This window comes from Amycolatopsis sp. NPDC088138 (assembly GCF_044741685.1).
Taxonomy (GTDB): domain Bacteria; phylum Actinomycetota; class Actinomycetes; order Mycobacteriales; family Pseudonocardiaceae; genus Amycolatopsis.
Map to the genome: position 1 here is coordinate 1235111 of NZ_JBIUTB010000003.1, position 14571 is coordinate 1249681.

Genomic DNA, 14571 nt, shown 5'->3' on the forward strand with positions numbered 1-14571 from the left:
TATGGGCCGTTCGGGGGTGTTCCACGCCGGGCCCGGTGTGGCCATGATGGATCATGCGTTCGAAACTGCTGACCGCCGGGCTGGTCCTGGCGCTGACCGCCGCACTCGGTGGTGTGGCCGCGGCCGACACGCGTCCTGGGGGACGACCGAAGCTGACGGACTCGCACCCGTGCCCGAGCCAACCGGGCTTCACCTGCTCGACCCTGACCGTTCCACTCGACCACACCGGCCGCGTCCCGGGCACGCTCGACCTGCCGATCGCGACCGCGGACAACGTCACCGCGCCGAAGGGCGTACTCCTGTTCCTCACCGGCGGCCCCGGTCAGGGCGGCGTCGGCACCATCACGCGGATCGCCACGCAGCGGCTGCCGGAGGTCGCGAAGGACTACCGGATCGTCATGCTGGACCAGCGCGGCACCGGCCCGTCCCTGGCGCTGCAGTGCCCGGGCCTGCAGGCGCAGATGGGCAGTTCGGACATCGCGACGCCGACGCCGGACGCGGTCACCGAATGCGCCCGCATCCTCGGCAAGACGGCGCCGCTGTACTCGACGGACCAGACCGTCGCGGACTTCGACCAGCTGCGCCAGGCGCTGAACGTGCCGAAGATGGTCGTCGACGGCGTCTCGTACGGCTCGTTCACGGCGGCGCGGTACGCGATCGCGCACCCGGGCAACGTCAGCAAGGTCGTGCTGGACTCGGTGCTCCCGCACCACGCGACGCCGTCGGCCTCGCTGTACCTAACCGGGCTTCAGGCCGAAGCGCGTGTGCTGCGGCTGGCCTGCGCGACGGCTCCGGCCTGCGGTTACGACCCGGCCGACGACCTCGCGTGGGTGGTCCGCCACCGGAGCACGGCGGACGGCGTGAAGATCTTCGACACGATCGTCTCGTACGAGTTCGCCGACCCCAGCTACCGCGATCCGGCGGCGGGCGACATCATCGGCGCGCTGCACGCGGCCCGCGGCGGCGCCCCGGAACAGCTGGACCAGCTGCTGGAGGCGTACAAGTCCGGCGGCGACGACCCGGCGTCGTTCAGCTCGGGCCTCCACGCGGCGACGCTCTGCGCGGACCAGCGGTTCCCGTGGGGTTCGGCGGCGACGCCGGTTTCCCTGCGCCAGCCGCTGTTGTCACTGACCTCGCGCACGCTGCCGGCGTCGGCGACCTGGCCGTACACGACGGCGGTGGCGACGCAGCAGGGCTTCATCCAGAGCTGCCTGCCGTGGCCGGCGGAGCGTCCCGGGTCCAACCCGTCGTCGCGGCTCCCGAACGTCCCGGTGCTGCTGCTGAACGGCGACCACGACCTGTCGACGCCGCTGGAATGGGCGAAAGAGGAGGCCAAGCAGGCACCGCAGGGGAAGCTGGTGGTGGTCCCGGGAGCGTCGCACTCGATCCAGAACCGCGAACGAGGCCACGCGGGCCGCGACGCGGTGATCGCGTTTCTCGGCTGAGTGGACGTCCGGTATTCGGCGTCGACCTGGCAGCAACCACTGCGGCAGCCGACGCCGACGGGCCTCGCGATGCTGGATGCGGTCGCCGACCGCGTCCTGGCGCTCGGTGACGGCCGGCTGCGGGTCGCGATCGACGGCCGGACCGCGGCGGGGAAGACGAGCTTCGGGCACCAGCTCGCAGAACGGATCGGTCGTTCCGGCCGGCCCGTTCTGCGGGCGTGCCTGGACGACTACCGCAACGCCTTCAACTACGACGCCGTGGTCAGGCTCCTCCTGGCCCCCGCTGACGCAGATCGACCATTCAGCGGAGCTGTCGATCGAGCGAGGTGCCCGACGCGACCAGTCCTGGGCAGGCTCGGAAGCCGAGGCAGTACACCGGTTTCGGTACCTGCCCGCGGAACGCTGCTACCTCGCGGAGGTGGATCCACGCGCGGTGGCCGACGTCGGCATCGACAACACGGTGTTCGAGCGGCCGACGTTCTTGTGGAGCTGAGCCGCCTTATTGCCTTGCCGCCCCGTGGCGGCGGTGTCTACGTTCCGGTGATGCGTTCACGACTGCTGGCGGTGACCTTCGAGGCGGTCGACCCTGCCGAACCGGCACGCTTCTGGGCCGGCTTGCTCGGCCGGGAGGTCGTCGAGGATGACGGCGGTGTGCTGCTACCGGGCGGGGACACCCAGCTCGGCCTGCGGTTCGTACCAGGCCGCGCCGGCCGGCTGGGCGCGAACCGGATGCACCTGCACCTGACCAGCACCGACCTCGACGACCAGCAGCACACGGTGGCCACGGCGGTCAGCCTCGGCGGCCGCCACGTCGACGTCGGACAGCGCCCCGAGGAGGCGCACGTCGTCCTGGCCGACCCGGCGGGCTACGAGTTCTGCGTGATCGAGCCCGGCAACGGCTACCTCGCTGGGTGCGGTCCGCTGGGTGAGCTCACCTGTGCCGGCAGTCGTCAGGTTGGGGAGTTCTGGAGCGAGGCGCTGGGCTGGCTCCTGGTGTGGGACCGGGGCGAGCAGATCGCGATCCAGTCACCGCGCGGCGGCACGAAACTCGCATGGGACACGTGGGACGGCACACCCGTGGCGCCGAACCAGCAGCGCTTCGAGCTGCTCCCGGACGGCGACCAGCGGGAGGCGGTCGACGAGCTGATCTCCCTCGGTGCGGCTCGGCTCGACGCCCGCGACGACAGCACCGTCGTGCTGGTGGATCCGGACGGCAACGAGTTCTACGTACGGCCGACCGGTCGCCACCCCGGGCCGCTGGCGGAGTGACGGACACAGCTGACTGACACAACGAAGACCAGGTCCGCGGAAACACCGCCTGACCTGGCCTTTGTCACGTCCTGGGGTTGTGGAGCTGAGGGGAATCGAACCCCTGACCCCCGCCTTGCAAAGGCGGTGCTCTACCAATTGAGCTACAGCCCCGGGCGCGGGCGGCGGACCGCCCGCACGGAGACTCAGTTGTGGGAAGCGCCCGCCGGCTTGGCCGGGGTGGTTCCGTTGTTCGAGGGGACCGGAGCGGTCGCCTCGCGCCAGAGGTCGGCTTCGGCCTTCGCCGCCTTGTTGCGCTTGACCACGAACAGGACGCCGCCCGCGATGACCGCGAGTGCCAGCAGCTTCTTCACCGAAGCCCCCTTCTCATTGCTTCCCTTACCCCGCGATGTTACTGCACCCGGCCCGGCACGAAGTCGGCCGGTGCCGGAGCGCGGTGTTCCACGTGGAACCACTGGCACCGCACGTAACCCAGGTCACAACGGCACCGAAATACGGAGCCACGCAACACCGTTGTACTGAGTGGTCGACCACCAACTCAGCCCTGCCGGCACTTCTCTTCCCGGCAGGGCTGACCCGTACCTCAGGGCAGGAACATCCCGGCGCCCTGGTCCCCGACCTGAGGATTCGGCACGACGTCAGTCCGCCGAGCGTCCCCGAGTCCCCTGGCGATCCGCTTGCCGCCACGCCCTCGGTCCTTGAGATCAACAACCAGGCCAACGCCAAGCAGCACCACAACAACAATTCCCAAGACGATCCAACCCATAACAGGCCCCCTTCGTCCCCTCGACGGTAAACCGAGAAGGCAGCAACGGACCCAAAGCTTGACCAAGACTTAGGGCCACGAATTCGACCACTCGTTTCCTGACCGCGCGGTCGTGGGCGGCAGCGTGAGCCGGCGCACCAGGCAAGGGAGGCACTCCCAGTACCTGGGTCACCAGGGTCTCCCAGACGTCCAGAACGCCTGCCAACCTGCTTGAGTCGGCTCTCAGCCAAGCCCTGAAAGGAACGAAGACCAATGGCGGGCAACCAGTTCACCACTCACGCAGACCTTTTTGATCTGAGTGGGAAACACGCACTTATCACTGGCAGCACCAGAGGAATCGGAATGATGATCGCGTGCGGCCTTTTGCAGGCGGGCGCGCGCGTCGTCATCAGTTCACGCAACGCAGACACGTGCGCGGAGGCACAGCGAACACTGTCCGAATTCGGCGACGTTCAAGCAATCCCCGCCGACCTGTCCAGGTACGACGAGTGCCGGCGACTCGCTGATCTTGTCAAAGCCGACTCGGAACGCCTGGACATCCTCGTCAACAACGCGGGAGCGATGTGGCGCGAGCCGCTGGAGACGTTCCCGGCCGAGGCCTGGGACGCGGTGGTCGACCTCAACCTCAAGTCGCCGTTCTGGCTGGTGCAGGCGCTGCTCCCCGCGCTTCGCAAGGCGGGCACCGCCGATGATCCCGCGCGGGTCGTCAACATCGGCAGTATCGCCGCCATCCACGTCGCCGACTCGCCCAACTACTCCTACGCCAGCAGCAAAGCGGGACTCCATCAACTCACCAGGGTGCTGGCCCGAGAACTGGGCCCGCAGCACATCACGGTGAACGCGGTGGCCCCAGGACCGTTCCCGTCGCAGATGATGGCGGCCACGCTCGATGCCATCGGCGACACGATCGCGGCGAAGGCCCCTCTGCGACGGCTCGGCCGCGACGACGACATGGCGGGTATCGCCGTGTTCCTCGCCAGCCGGGCCGCGTCCTACCTCACGGGCACCATCATCCCGGTCGACGGCGGCATCGCCACGACCGCAACCGGTACCTAGGCGGGTACCAGCAGAACCTCCCTTCGCCCGCGGACAGGGCTTACGGTGACGAGATGGCCAAGATCGATCCGCGCACCGAGATCAAGGAGTTCCTCAGCTCCCGTCGCGCGCGGATCACGCCCGAGCGGGCCGGACTGCCCGCCTACGGCGGCAACCGCCGGGTCAAAGGTCTGCGTCGCGAAGAGGTAGCTCTGCTGGCCGGGGTGTCGGTCGACTACTACGTGCGCATGGAGCGCGGCAGCCTCGCCGGCGCCTCCGACGGGGTGCTCGACGCGTTGGCCTCTGCCTTGCACCTCGACGAGGCGGAGCGCGATCACCTGTTCCACCTCGCGCGGCAGTCCAGGGCGCCCGGCGGTCCACGCCGCCGGCGCCCTGCCGTGACGGTACGTCCGGCGCTTCTGCAGGTGCTCGACGCCATCACCGATGCGCCGGCGTGGATTTGCAACGGCCGTTACGACGTGCTGGCCACGAATCACCTTGCCCACGCGCTCTATTCACCAGTGCTGGCCGACCCGCGACGCCCGGCGAACACCGCGCGGTTCGTGTACCTGGATCCCGAATCGGCAAAAACGTTCTTCGTCGACTACGACCAGATCGCCGGCGATACGGCCGCGAAGCTGCGCATGGAAGCCGGCCGCAATCCGCACGACGAGGATCTGTTCGCCCTGGTCGGTGAGTTGTCGACCCGCAGCGAACTGTTTCGGCAGCGGTGGGCATCCCAGGACGTTCGGCTCCACCGGTCCGGACGCAAGCGGCTGCACCACCCGGTCGTGGGCCGGCTCGACCTGGACGTCGAATCGATGGAACTGCCTGCCGAACCCGGCTTGCTCCTGACCGTCTACACCGCGCCCGCCGGCACGGCGACCGCGGACGGTCTGGCCTTGTTGGCGTCATGGGCGGCTAGCCAGGAGAAGCCAGTGCGGTGACCGCTGACCTACGTCATGGACGCAACCGCGGCAACGTCGTCGATAGCAATCGCGGACTACCTAGACGACCGCGTGCTGCTCGTCCCGCGGGCGGCGCTGCGCCCAGGAGAAGATCCGGATGACAAGCATCGTGCTGGTACACGGCCAGTGGCACGACCCTGGACACTTCGATCTCGTCGCCGCTCCGCTGCGAGACTCCGGTGCGGTGGTCGTCGTTCCCGAACTGCACCGGGGATCTTTGGCCGCGGACACCGCAGCAGTGCAGGCCGTCGTGGATGACCTGCACGAGAAGCCGGTCGTGCTCGGCCACTCCTACGGTGGTTCAGTGATCACCGGCCTCACCGGCGCCGCGCACCTCGTGTACCTCGCGGCGTTCGTTCCCGATGAGGGGGAGAGCGCGGCGAGTCTCGGCCGCTCGACCCATCTGATCGGCCCGGCCGTCATACCGCTGGAGGACGGCTCGACCCGCTTGGACCTGGCCATGGTGACCCAGGCGATGTACGAGGGCTGCGAACCGGAGCGAGTGACCTGGGCTCTTGCCTTGCTGCGTCCTCAAGGCCCTGGATGCGGCCGAGGTGTACCGGCCCGACAGGCGTGGCACGACACACCGTCGACCTACGTCGTCTGTTCACACGACCGTGCCGTCGACCCAGACCTGCAGCGGAAGATGGCCCTTCGCTGTGAAACAACGCTGACCTGGAACTGCGGCCACTCGCCGTTCGTGACTGACCCCGAACTCGTCATCGATCTGCTGCGCGACATCCGAAGCTGACAATTCAGGACAACCATGCGGCAGGCAGGCAGCAAAAAGCCCGGTTCGCACATCGCGAACCGGGCTTGACTTGCGTGGGCCTACCAGGACTTGAACCTGGGACCTCTTCGTTATCAGGCCAAGACCACCCGTTCACGATCAAGGCGCATGCCGTTGACTTGGGGCTCGAACGTCCGCAGACGTCCTGCGAGGTACTTGGTGATGCAGCCTGATTGTCAGGCGGCTCGTCAGGCTGCACCTATCACTCTGACTAAGAGTGACTACCTCGCATGCGTGCATTCCCGTACCTCACAGCGACCGACTCGGTACCCTGCGAGTGATGACTCACGTCACCGCTCGCAGAGTGATCCAACACGGCGCCGAGGCGATGGACAGCATCTTCGCCGGCACGTAAGCGGGAGACCGAAGCGGCTGGTCCGGCTGCTATGGCCGGACCAGCTGCTTCGACGTCGCGAATCTCCCTTTCTTCGTCCGCCTACGGAAAACCGATCTTCAGCGGGGCTTGCTCGTCGTCTGCAGTTGAGATGTAGCAGTGAGTCAACCTGCGACGACTGTCTCTCTATGGAGAACGACGCGCACGTCATGGGTCGACGGCGAGCGAGCGGCGCATTTGCAGCGGCTTTGGCGCTCCTCTTGCTTGGTGTTGTGGTGCTGTTGGACTTGATCAACTGGTCGAGCATCGGGCGATGGAGCTTGCCGAGAGCACCATGGTTAGCGACGTTCGCAGCAGCCGCCGTCTTTACAATCATCGGCGGCTGGACCTGGCGGAAACCGGAGCGTCCGTCACGCTCACAGCCGCCAGGTCTGAGCTGGTGGTTGGTGATCACTGCGGGAGTGGTGGTTGGGATGGTCGCTTGGGGCGCGACGAGCTGGCTGCTCGCAGAGGCTGATTCCGCCAAAGACCGCGGCTCGGCACGTGTTGATGCCATTAAGACTGGCCTCGGCATCGGCGCCGGTGCTACTGGCATCTTCGCTTTGCTGCTCGCTGTCCGACGCCAGATTCATCAGGAAAAGGCCACGGCCGACACCACCCTGGATGCTACCGAACGTCGCGTCACCGAGCTTTACACCAAGGCCGTCGAGCAACTCGGCTCGCCCAAAGCCCCCGTTCGACTCGGAGGTCTTTACGCCCTCGAACGCCTCGGTCAGAATCACCCGGATCAGCGCGCCACCATCGTCAACGTCATCTGTGCATACCTGCGGATGCGCTATACGGTTCCGGCGGAGCCGCCTGAAGACGCGAGTCCTGACCAACTTGACCGCTACGAAGACCGAGCCCAAGAAGCTCAAGTACGCATTACCGCGCAGCGCATCCTTCATCGGCATCGCGAGATACCCTCAACGAGCCCAATCTTCTGGGATGACGTCGCCATCATCATCGACCTCGCTCACGCGAACATGGCCGGCGCGGACCTCACCCTCTCGAAGCTCGTAGCTACGGACTTCACGCATGCGAGGCTTGCTGACGCGAACTTCCTGAAGTCGAATCTCTCCTACTCAACTTTCGTGCATGCAGATCTCCGCGATGCCAAGTTGCGTTCCGTGGTACTCGATGGGGCGGACCTCACACATGCAGACCTCAGCGATGCAGAACTCATTGGAGCATCGCTTTGTGAGACTAACCTCACCCACGCGAACCTCAGCCGGGCAAATCTCCAAGGCGCAGACCTCACAGGTGCGGATCTCACTCGGGTCGACCTCAGAGGCGCAAACGTCGAGCTTGCAAAACTGGAAGGCACTAACCTCACCGCTGTGCTTATCGACAAAGATACGCGGATCAACCTTCCGCCAGAGTTCTTCGCGCTGGACGCGGACGAACTGGTGCGCCAGCAGGCCTCCCCAGACGCTGCACCTAAGTGACGCTCGTAGGCTGTCAGCCTTGGCCAACACCCCATGGCTAGTGAACCGCAGCTCGGCGCCATCGCCCGACAAGACGAACCTGCTGGTGCATGGCGGGTAGTCAGGCTGCAGCAAAAAGCCCGGTTCACCAGTGAGGTGAACCGAGCTTTGACTTGCGTGGGCCTACCAGGACTTGAACCTGGGACCTCTTCGTTATCAGCGAAGCGCTCTAACCACCTGAGCTATAGGCCCTTGAACGAGGAGAACTTTACAGGACCCCCGAGGGGGCCCTGCAACCGGGTTACTCCCGTTCCGACAGCGTGACTTCCAGGCCTCCGGCGAGGTCGGCGGACACGTTGTAGATGAACGCGCTGACCGTGGCCAGTGCCGACACCAGGACGATGTTGATCGCTCCCAAGATCGCCGCGATGCCGAAGACGCGGCCCGCGCTGATCAGGGGTTCCGAGGAGGCGTTCGCGCCTTCGCCGCCGACCAGGGAGGAGTACGTGCCGTTCAGCTTGTCCCAGACGCCCATGCCGTCGAGGACCGTGTAGAGGACGCCGACCGCGACGAGCCAGACGAAGAACATCGCGACGCCCAGTACCAGGGACAGCTTCAGCACCGACCACGGGTCGAAGCGCTTGACCTGCAGGCTTGCCCGCCGCGGGCCTCGGCCCGGGCGTCGGAGGGCGCTCGGGCGGGCGCGCTGGGACGAGGCCGACGGGACGGCGGCCGCGGACGGCTCGCCGCCCGGTGGGGTGTCGCCGCTGCCGAAGAGGCGGGGGGCGGCACTGCCGGTCACCACCGGGCGGTCGGCCGGGGAGACGGGTTGCGTCTCGCCGGCCGGGTGCGCTTCCTCCGTGGCCAGCCCGACCGTCGCCTCGGCGTCGCCGCCGTCCTTGCCTACCCGCTGCCAGGGTGGGCTCGCCGGAGTCCCGTTCGAACCCGCTGCCTCGGGATTCTCGGATGGTGTCACGAAGAGTCAGTCCTTACCCGTGCCGTGGAGACGCCGTTCGCGCTGGAACCTACTGCTCCGGCGTCGCCGTCGTTTCTTCACCCGCGTCTGTCGCTTCGACCACGGTTTCTTCGGACACAGTTTCCACCGTGTCGTCCGCTTCCGCAGTTTCCGCGCTGTCACCGTTGGCGACGTCCGAGGGCTCGTCCGCGTTGCGTGCGACGGCGAGAAGAGTGGTGCCTTCGCCGAGATTCATCAGCCGGACCCCCTTCGTCTGCCGCCCTGCCTTGCGCACATCGCCCGCCGGCGTGCGGATCACGCCGCCGCTCGAGGTGATCGCGTACAGCTCGTCCTCGGCGTCGACGATCAGCGCACCCACCAGCCTGCCACGTTTGCGGTCGTGCTGAATGGTGAGCACACCCTTGCCGCCGCGGCCCTGCACCGGGTAGTCCTCGATCGGCGTGCGCTTCGAGTATCCGCCATCGGTCGCGACCAGCAGGAACTTGTCGGGCTTGACCACACTGATGCCGAGCAGTTCGTCGCCGTCGTTGAACCGCATGCCGAGCACGCCGGACGTCGGACGGCCCATCGGCCGCAGTGCCTCGTCCGTCGCGTGGAAGCGGATGGACTGGCCTTCGGCCGACACCAGGAGCAGGTCGTCCTCGGCCGCCGCCAGCACCGCGCCGACCAGTTCGTCACCTTCGCGCAGGTTGATGGCGATGAGGCCGCCGGAGCGGTTCGAGTCGAAGTCGGTGAGCTTGGTCTTCTTCACCAGGCCGCGCTTGGTGGCGAGCACCAGGTACGGCGCGACCTCGTAGTTCTTGATCTGGATGACCTGGGCGATCTGCTCGTCCGGCTGGAACGCCATGAGGTTCGCCACGTGCTGGCCGCGCGCGTTGCGGTTGGCCTCGGGCAGGTCGTACGCCTTGGTCCGGTAGACGCGGCCCTTGTTCGTGAAGAACAGCATCCAGTCGTGCGTCGAGCAGACGAAGAAGTGCTGGACGATGTCGTCCTGCTTCAGCGTCGCGCCCTGCACGCCCTTGCCGCCGCGCTTCTGCGAGCGGTAAAGATCGGTTTTCGTCCGCTTGGCGTACCCCGTGCGGGTGATGGTGACAACGACGTCCTCGACCGCGATCAGCTCTTCGTCGGTGACGTCGCCGCTGAACCCGATGATCTTCGTGCGCCGGTCGTCGCCGTACTTCTCGACGATCGCCATCAGCTCGTCGCGGATGATCGCGCGCTGGCGTTCCGGCTTCTCGAGGATGTCCTTGAGGTCGGCGATCTCCAGCTCGATCTCGGCCAGCTGGTCGATGATCCGCTGCCGCTCCAGCGCGGCCAGGCGCCGCAGCTGCATGTCGAGGATCGCGGTGGCCTGGATCTCGTCGACGTCCAGCAGCTCCATCAGGGCCGGCCGGGCCTCGTCCGCGGACGGCGACCGCCGGATCAGCGCGATGACCTCGTCGAGCGCGTCGAGCGCCTTGACGTAACCACGCAGGATGTGGGCCCGCTCTTCGGCCTTCTTCAGGCGGAACCTGGTCCGCCGGACGATGACCTCGACCTGGTGCTTCACGTAGTGCCGGATGATCTGGTCGAGCCGCAGCGTGCGCGGCACGCCGTCGACCAGCGCCAGCATGTTGACACCGAAGTTCTGCTGCAGCTGCGTGTGCTTGTAGAGGTTGTTCAGCACGACCTTCGCGACCGCGTCGCGCTTGATCGTGACGACGATCCGCATGCCGGACCGGCTGTTGGACTCGTCGGCGATGTCGGCGATGCCGGTGAGCTTGCCGTCGCGGACCAGGTTCGCGATGTTCTCGACGAGGTTGTCCGGGTTGACCTGGTACGGCAGCTCGGACACGACCAGGATCGTGCGGCCCTTCGCGTCCTCTTCGACCTCGACGACCGCGCGCATCCGGACCGAGCCGCGGCCGGTGCGGTAGGCGTCCTCGATGCCGGACGTGCCGAGGATCATCGCCTTGGTCGGGAAGTCCGGGCCCTTGATCCGCACCAGCAGCGCGGCCAGCAGCTCGTCGTCGTCGGCCTCCGGGTTCTCCAGCGCCCAGACGACGCCGTCGGAGACCTCGCGCAGGTTGTGCGGCGGGATGTTCGTCGCCATCCCGACCGCGATCCCGGAACCACCGTTGACCAGCAGGTTCGGGAACCGCGCCGGCAGGACGTCGGGCTCCTGCGTGCGGCCGTCGTAGTTGTCGGAGAAGTCGACGGTGTCTTCTTCGATGTCGGCCAGCATCTGCATGGCCAGCGGCGCGAGCCGGGACTCGGTGTACCGCATGGCGGCCGCGGGGTCGTTGCCCGGCGAGCCGAAGTTGCCCTGGCCGTCGATCAGCGGGTACCGCATCGACCACGGCTGGGCGAGCCGGACCAGCGCGTCGTAGATCGCCGAGTCACCGTGCGGGTGGTAGTTGCCCATGACGTCGCCGACGACGCGGGAGCACTTGTTGTACCCGCGGTCCGGCCGGAAGCCGGAGTCGAACATCGAGTACAGCACCCGGCGGTGCACCGGCTTGAGGCCGTCCCGGACGTCCGGGAGCGCGCGCGCCACGATGACGCTCATCGCGTAGTCGATGTAGGAGCGCTGCATCTCCTGCTGGATGTCGACCGGTTCGATCCGGTCGTGGTCCGGCGCCGGCGGCAGTGTTTCCGTCATGAGGTCCTTCTCGGGTGCGGGGTCCTAGCGGGACGAGTACGGGTGGACGCCTACACGTCCAAGAAGCGCACGTCCTTGGCGTTGCGCGTGATGAACGAGCGGCGCGCCTCGACGTCCTCGCCCATCAGGACGGAGAACAGCTCGTCGGCCTGCGCGGCGTCGTCGAGGGTGACCTGGCCCAGCAGCCGGTTGGCCGGGTCCATCGTGGTCTCCCACAGCTCCTCGGCGTTCATCTCGCCGAGACCCTTGTAGCGCTGGATCGCGTCGTCCTTCGGGAGCCGCTTGCCGCCCTCGACGCCGGCCTTGATGACGGCGTCGCGCTCGCGGTCGGAGTACGCGTACTCCGGTTCGGACCGCGGCCACTTGATCTTGTACAGCGGCGGCCGCGACAGGAAGACGTGGCCGTGCTCGATCAGCGGGGTCATGAAGCGGAACAGCAGGGTGAGCAGCAGCGTGGTGATGTGCTGGCCGTCGACGTCGGCGTCGGCCATCAGCACGATCTTGTGGTAGCGCAGCTTCGACAGGTCGAACTCGTCGTGGATGCCGGTGCCCAGCGCGGTGATCAGCGACTGGACCTCGGTGTTCTTGAGAACGCGGTCGATGCGGGCCTTCTCGACGTTGATGATCTTGCCGCGGATCGGCAGGATCGCCTGGTACATCGAGTCCCGGCCCTCCTTGGCCGAGCCGCCGGCCGAGTCACCCTCGACGATGTAGAGCTCGCACTCCTCCGGCTTGGTGGAGCGGCAGTCCTTGAGCTTGCCGGGCAGGCCGCCGATGTCGAGCGCGCCCTTGCGGCGGACGAGGTCACGCGCCTTGCGCGCGGCCATCCGGGCCTGCGCCGAGGAGACCGACTTGTTGATGATCGTCTTCGCCTCGGCGGGATTGCGCTCGAACCAGTCGGCCAGCCATTCGTTCGACTGCTGCTGCACGAACGTCTTCGCCTCGCTGTTGCCCAGCTTGGTCTTCGTCTGGCCCTCGAACTGCGGCTCGCCCAGCTTGATCGAGACGATCGCGGCGAGACCCTCGCGCACGTCGTCACCGGTCAGGTTGGTGTCCTTCTCCTTGAGCAGCTTCTTCTCGCGCGCGTACGTGTTGACGACACGGGTCAGCGCGGCGCGGAAGCCCTCTTCGTGGGTGCCGCCCTCGTGGGTGTTGATCGTGTTGGCGAACGTGTAGACCGACGGCGTGAAGCCGTTGTTCCACTGCATCGCGACCTCGACCTCGAGGCCGACGCCCTTGGCGTCGAAGGAGATCACGCTGGGGTGGATCGGGTCCTTGCTGCCGTTGATGTGCTTGACGAAGTCCTCGAGCCCGCCCGGGTAGCAGTAGACCTTCTCCTTGACGCGGGCGACCTTGCCCTCGGCGTCGGCTTCGGTCTCCTCGTCGGCGACGCGCTCGTCGCGCAGCGACAGCGTCAGTCCCTTGTTGAGGAACGCCATCTCCTGGAGGCGGCGCGAGATCGTCTCGAAGTTGTAGGTCGTGGTCTCGAAGATGCTGTCGTCGGCCCAGAACGTCATCGTCGTGCCGGTCTCGGTGGCCGGGCCGAGGTCTTCGAGCTCGCCGGGCAGCTGGTCGGTGTACAGCTGGCGCCAGCTGCGGCCGCCGTACTTGACCTCCGCCAGCAGTTTCGTCGACAGCGCGTTCACCACGGAGATGCCGACGCCGTGCAGGCCGCCGGACACCGCGTAGGAGTCGCTGTCGAACTTGCCGCCCGCGTGCAGCTGGGTGAGCACGACCTCGATGGTCGGCTTGTGCTCCTTGGGGTGCATGTCGACCGGGATGCCGCGGCCGTCGTCGACGACGCGCACCCCGCCGTCGGCGAGGAGAGTAACCTCGACCTTGGTGGCGTACCCGGCCATCGCTTCGTCGACCGAGTTGTCGACGACCTCCTGAACGAGGTGGTGCAGGCCGCGTTCACCGGTGGAGCCGATGTACATGCCGGGACGCTTGCGGACCGCTTCGAGGCCTTCGAGCACCGTGATCGATGACGCGTTGTACTCGCTCTTGTTCTCGGTCACAGGCCTTGTTTCTCCTCGTCTCGCGCGAGCGGACGTTCGCTCCCTCCCAGTGTACTTGGCCGCGTCCGCTGACATGCGGCAAGGACACCCCTGAACGCGTCACAGACGGACGAAATCGGTCCGAGCCGAGTCTTGACGTAATTCAGTGCGTCTGGATGCGTTCTCGGGGCATTCAACCGAGCAACGCGCAAGCCGGGTCAGCCGTACGTGTCACGCGGGCCGCGACCCGGCACGTGACGGGGGCCTTTCCGCCAGCTCGGGGCCATCGGACCCTGGATCCGCATGCGCTTGACCACGCCGTTCCCGACCCCCGCCGCGATCTTGGCCAGCAGTTTTCCCTGCAGCAGGCGGAGCTGGGTGGCCCACGCGGTGGAGCTGGCCCGGACCGTCAGCTCGCCGTCTTTCAGCGCGACCGGTTGGGCGTGTTCGGCGACGTCTTCGCCGACCAGGCGCGCCCACTGCGCGAAGACGCGGGCGCCGGAGACGCTCTCGTTCCAGCCGCGGTCGCTGACCAGCCGCGAGACGAGCCGGCCGAGCGGCTGCGGGTCACGCGCGTCCGCGCCGGGTCCCGACCAGCGGCGACGCCGCGGGTTCTGGCCGCCGGTGACCACGCGACGGCGCTGGCCCGGCGGGGCGCCCCGCTCCTTCGCCTTCGCTTTCGCCGCCTCGAGCGCGGCGTGCGCGAGGTCCCGGCCCGTCATCGGCACCTCGTTCGGCCCAGCGGTGCCGTCACGCTCAGTGCCGGAAGTCGGTTTAGACGCCGCGGCGGACCCGCCGCGGGGCGTTTTGTGCCACTCATCTGGCCGTATGGTCACGGGCGGCGATAACTCATTCACCGTGTTATCCACACTGTCCACAGGTTT

The 14571-nt window shown here is 67.2% G+C and carries 11 protein-coding genes and 2 tRNA genes; 6 read left to right on the forward strand and 7 right to left on the reverse strand.

The window, feature by feature from the left end; translation table 11 throughout:
- The first annotated feature begins 53 nt into the window (after positions 1 to 53).
- Together ACIOD2_RS21170 and ACIOD2_RS21175 are read left to right on the forward strand one after the other, a co-directional pair.
- Positions 54 to 1445, forward strand: coding sequence for an alpha/beta fold hydrolase (locus tag ACIOD2_RS21170; protein ID WP_400540288.1), 1392 nt, complete (start codon positions 54 to 56; stop codon positions 1443 to 1445).
- 543 nt (positions 1446 to 1988) lie between these two features.
- Complete coding sequence (locus tag ACIOD2_RS21175; RefSeq protein WP_400540290.1) at positions 1989 to 2714, forward strand: VOC family protein; 726 nt, start codon at positions 1989 to 1991, stop codon at positions 2712 to 2714.
- Between the two features lie 80 nt (positions 2715 to 2794).
- Here ACIOD2_RS21175 and ACIOD2_RS21180 read toward each other — a convergent pair.
- Both ACIOD2_RS21180 and ACIOD2_RS21185 read right to left on the reverse strand, forming a co-directional pair.
- A tRNA-Ala gene (locus ACIOD2_RS21180) sits at positions 2795 to 2867 on the reverse strand.
- Between the two features lie 32 nt (positions 2868 to 2899).
- On the reverse strand, positions 2900 to 3067 hold the full coding sequence (locus ACIOD2_RS21185; protein ID WP_086679331.1) for a DLW-39 family protein: 168 nt from the start codon (positions 3065 to 3067) through the stop codon (positions 2900 to 2902).
- A gap of 665 nt (positions 3068 to 3732) precedes the next feature.
- Here ACIOD2_RS21185 and ACIOD2_RS21190 point away from each other — a divergent pair.
- The 4 genes from ACIOD2_RS21190 to ACIOD2_RS21205 all read left to right on the forward strand — a co-directional run bounded on the left by ACIOD2_RS21190 (position 3733) and on the right by ACIOD2_RS21205 (position 8094).
- Positions 3733 to 4536, forward strand: coding sequence for an SDR family oxidoreductase (locus tag ACIOD2_RS21190; protein ID WP_400540292.1), 804 nt, complete (start codon positions 3733 to 3735; stop codon positions 4534 to 4536).
- Between the two features lie 53 nt (positions 4537 to 4589).
- Positions 4590 to 5462, forward strand: coding sequence for a helix-turn-helix transcriptional regulator (locus ACIOD2_RS21195; protein WP_400540294.1), 873 nt, complete (start codon positions 4590 to 4592; stop codon positions 5460 to 5462).
- Between the two features lie 118 nt (positions 5463 to 5580).
- Positions 5581 to 6234, forward strand: coding sequence for an alpha/beta hydrolase (locus ACIOD2_RS21200; RefSeq protein WP_400540296.1), 654 nt, complete (start codon positions 5581 to 5583; stop codon positions 6232 to 6234).
- A 561-nt stretch (positions 6235 to 6795) separates the two neighbouring features.
- Positions 6796 to 8094 carry a pentapeptide repeat-containing protein gene (locus ACIOD2_RS21205; protein ID WP_400540298.1) on the forward strand — a complete coding sequence of 433 codons (1299 nt, stop codon included), beginning with the start codon at positions 6796 to 6798 and terminating at the stop codon, positions 8092 to 8094.
- Between the two features lie 157 nt (positions 8095 to 8251).
- Here the strand turns inward: ACIOD2_RS21205 and ACIOD2_RS21210 are convergent.
- The 5 genes from ACIOD2_RS21210 to ACIOD2_RS21230 form a co-directional block, all read right to left on the reverse strand.
- Positions 8252 to 8325: transfer RNA gene (locus ACIOD2_RS21210), tRNA-Ile, on the reverse strand.
- A gap of 49 nt (positions 8326 to 8374) precedes the next feature.
- Positions 8375 to 9049 carry a DUF3566 domain-containing protein gene (locus tag ACIOD2_RS21215; protein ID WP_400540300.1) on the reverse strand — a complete coding sequence of 225 codons (675 nt, stop codon included), beginning with the start codon at positions 9047 to 9049 and terminating at the stop codon, positions 8375 to 8377.
- Positions 9050 to 9098: 49 nt separating this feature from the next.
- Entirely contained in the window at positions 9099 to 11690 is a 2592-nt protein-coding gene (gyrA, locus tag ACIOD2_RS21220; RefSeq protein WP_400540302.1) for a DNA gyrase subunit A, read from the reverse strand.
- Between the two features lie 50 nt (positions 11691 to 11740).
- A complete protein-coding gene (gene gyrB / locus ACIOD2_RS21225; protein ID WP_400540304.1) occupies positions 11741 to 13708 on the reverse strand; it encodes a DNA topoisomerase (ATP-hydrolyzing) subunit B in 1968 nt (655 codons plus the stop codon).
- 197 nt (positions 13709 to 13905) lie between these two features.
- Positions 13906 to 14409 carry a DciA family protein gene (locus tag ACIOD2_RS21230; RefSeq protein ID WP_323325283.1) on the reverse strand — a complete coding sequence of 168 codons (504 nt, stop codon included), beginning with the start codon at positions 14407 to 14409 and terminating at the stop codon, positions 13906 to 13908.
- Positions 14410 to 14571 lie beyond the last annotated feature (162 nt).

Bases quoted from the DNA above. Each gene is read 5' to 3' on its own strand.
- ACIOD2_RS21170 (WP_400540288.1), top strand. From the start codon at position 54: ATGCGTTCGAAACTGCTGACCGCCGGGCTGGTCCTGGCGCTGACCGCC.
- ACIOD2_RS21175 (WP_400540290.1), top strand. From the start codon at position 1,989: ATGCGTTCACGACTGCTGGCGGTGACCTTCGAGGCGGTCGACCCTGCC.
- ACIOD2_RS21190 (WP_400540292.1), top strand. From the start codon at position 3,733: ATGGCGGGCAACCAGTTCACCACTCACGCAGACCTTTTTGATCTGAGT.
- ACIOD2_RS21195 (WP_400540294.1), top strand. From the start codon at position 4,590: ATGGCCAAGATCGATCCGCGCACCGAGATCAAGGAGTTCCTCAGCTCC.
- ACIOD2_RS21200 (WP_400540296.1), top strand. From the start codon at position 5,581: ATGACAAGCATCGTGCTGGTACACGGCCAGTGGCACGACCCTGGACAC.
- ACIOD2_RS21205 (WP_400540298.1), top strand. From the start codon at position 6,796: ATGGAGAACGACGCGCACGTCATGGGTCGACGGCGAGCGAGCGGCGCA.
- gyrA (WP_400540302.1), bottom strand. From the start codon at position 11,690: ATGACGGAAACACTGCCGCCGGCGCCGGACCACGACCGGATCGAACCG.
- ACIOD2_RS21230 (WP_323325283.1), bottom strand. From the start codon at position 14,409: ATGACGGGCCGGGACCTCGCGCACGCCGCGCTCGAGGCGGCGAAAGCG.